We start from the raw sequence: 2,500 nt of genomic DNA on the forward strand, positions 1-2,500 counted from the left end.
TTTTTTGGTTGCGGGGGTTGGATTTGAACCAACGACCTTCAGGTTATGAGCCTGACGAGCTACCGGACTGCTCCACCCCGCGTCACCGTTTGTGAGGGCTCCTCAAGCGAAGCGCTTCAGCTTCGGAAGGATCCCTGGTTCTTGGGCGCTTGTGGCGACCCGAGAGACCAAAAAGCCGCCGCTCGGTGTGACCGGCAGCGGCTTTTGTGGGTTTTTGTGAATGGGTTTTTTTGCGCTCACGCCGGCTACAATGCCTGGCGGCGTCCTACTCTTCCAACGCTTGAGCGTTAGTACCATCGGCGCTGTTTGGTTTCACGTCCGAGTTCGAGATGGGATCGGGTGGGTCACAAACGCTATGGCCACCAAGCAATGAAGCAGGCGTGTCGCATATTAATCGATGCACTTTTAGTGATGTGGGTGATCTGGCTGCGATGACCGTCCGGTCAACGAGCAGTACAGGACTGTCGTTGATGGTGGGATTCATCAAGCGCGATCAGAGTTATTAGGACCGGTTAGCTCCATGCGTTACCGCACTTCCACACCCGGCCTATCAACGTCGTGGTCTACGACGACTCGAAGATACCTAATCTTAAGGGAGGCTTCCCGCTTAGATGCTTTCAGCGGTTATCCCGTCCGTACATAGCTACCCTGCGGCACCCTTGGCAGGATGACAGGTACACCAGAGGTACGTTCACCCCGGTCCTCTCGTACTAGGGGCAACTCCTTTCAAGTATCGACGCCCACGGCAGATAGGGACCAAACTGTCTCGCGACGTTCTGAACCCAGCTCACGTACCACTTTAATTGGCGAACAGCCAAACCCTTGGGACCTGCTCCAGCCCCAGGATGTGATGAGCCGACATCGAGGTGCCAAACGATTCCGTCGATATGAGCTCTTGGGAATCATCAGCCTGTTATCCCCGGCGTACCTTTTATCCGTTGAGCGATGGCCCTTCCACGAGGGACCACCGGATCACTATGACCGACTTTCGTCTCTGCTCGACTCGTCAGTCTCGCAGTCAGGCAGGCTTATGCCATTGCACTCTTGCAGCCGGTTTCCAACCGGCCTGAGCCTACCATCGCGCGCCTCCGTTACTCTTTAGGAGGCGACCGCCCCAGTCAAACTACCCGCCACAGAGGGTCCCAACACCGGCTAACGGTGCGTGGTTAGACATCAGAAAACAGCAGGGTGGTATTTCACCTATGGCTCCACGAGAACTGGCGCTCTCGCTTCAAAGCCTCCCACCTATGCTACACAACTCTTTCCTAATGCCACTCTGAAGCTGCAGTAAAGGTGCACGGGGTCTTTCCGTCTAACCGCGGGTACTCCGCATCTTCACGGAGAATTCAATTTCGCTGAGCATATCCTGGAGACAGTGGGGAAGTCGTTACGCCATTCGTGCAGGTCGGAACTTACCCGACAAGGAATTTCGCTACCTTAGGACCGTTATAGTTACGGCCGCCGTTTACTCGGGCTTCAATTCGGAGCTTGCACTCCTCCTCTTAACCTTCGAGCACCGGGCAGGCGTCACACCCTATACGTCGTCTTGAAGCCGACTTAGCAGAGTGCTGTGTTTTTGCTAAACAGTCGCTACCCCCTGGCCTGTGCCCCCTCCAACTACTTGCGTAGAAAGAGGGCCTCCTTCTTCCGAAGGTACGGAGGCAATTTGCCGAGTTCCTTCAGGATACTTCTCTCAAGCGCCTTGGTATACTCTACCTGACCACCTGTGTCGGTTTCGGGTACGGTCTATACGGAGAGGCTATTTCCTGGAACCACTTGGCTGCCCATCCAATCCGATAAGGATGAACAACTTCCGCGATCCGTCACACATCTCCAGGCCCACGAATATTTACGTGGTTCCCATCGACTACCCCCTTCGGGCTCGTCTTAGGGGCCGGCTAACCCTGCTCCGATTAGCGTTGAGCAGGAACCCTTGGTCTTTCGGCGAGAGGGCATCTCACCCTCTTTGTCGCTACTCATGTCAGCATTCGCACTTCCGATACGTCCAGCGTCGGTTACCCTTCGCCTTCACTCGCTTACGGAACGCTCCGCTACCGCTGCAGTAAACTGCAACCCTAAGCTTCGGTGCGTATCTTTAGCCCCGTTACATCTTCGCCGCAGGAACCCTTATTTAGACCAGTGAGCTGTTACGCTTTCTTTAAAGGATGGCTGCTTCTAAGCCAACCTCCTGGTTGTTTTGGGATTCCCACATGCTTTCCCACTTAGATACGACTTGGGGACCTTAGCTGTAGGTTAGGGCTGTTTCCCTTTTGACGACGGACCTTAGCACCCGCCGTCTGTCTGCCGGACTAGACTCGATGGTATTCGGAGTTTGGTTAGGTTTGGTAGATCTCGCGACCCCCTAGCCCATCCAGTGCTCTACCCCCATCGGCAATCATCCGACGCTCTACCTCAATAGATTTCGCGGAGAACCAGCTATTTCCCGGCTTGATTGGCCTTTCACCCCTAAACACAACTCATCCGAGAATTTTTCAACATT

At 54.6% G+C, this 2,500-nt stretch carries 1 tRNA gene and 2 rRNA genes (1 of these 3 cut by a window edge); all 3 read right to left on the reverse strand.

The features are described from left to right. Window positions 1–5 precede the first annotated feature (5 nt). Window positions 6–82 (reverse strand) — tRNA-Met (locus KIH45_RS18830). A 170-nt stretch (window positions 83–252) separates the two neighbouring features. Continuing rightward, window positions 253–367, reverse strand: a 5S ribosomal RNA gene (gene rrf / locus KIH45_RS18835). Between the two features lie 115 nt (window positions 368–482). Beyond that, window positions 483–2,500, reverse strand: a 23S ribosomal RNA gene (locus tag KIH45_RS18840) (it continues 771 nt past the right edge of the window).

The organism is Croceicoccus gelatinilyticus (assembly GCF_018398395.1).
GTDB lineage: Bacteria > Pseudomonadota > Alphaproteobacteria > Sphingomonadales > Sphingomonadaceae > Croceicoccus > Croceicoccus gelatinilyticus.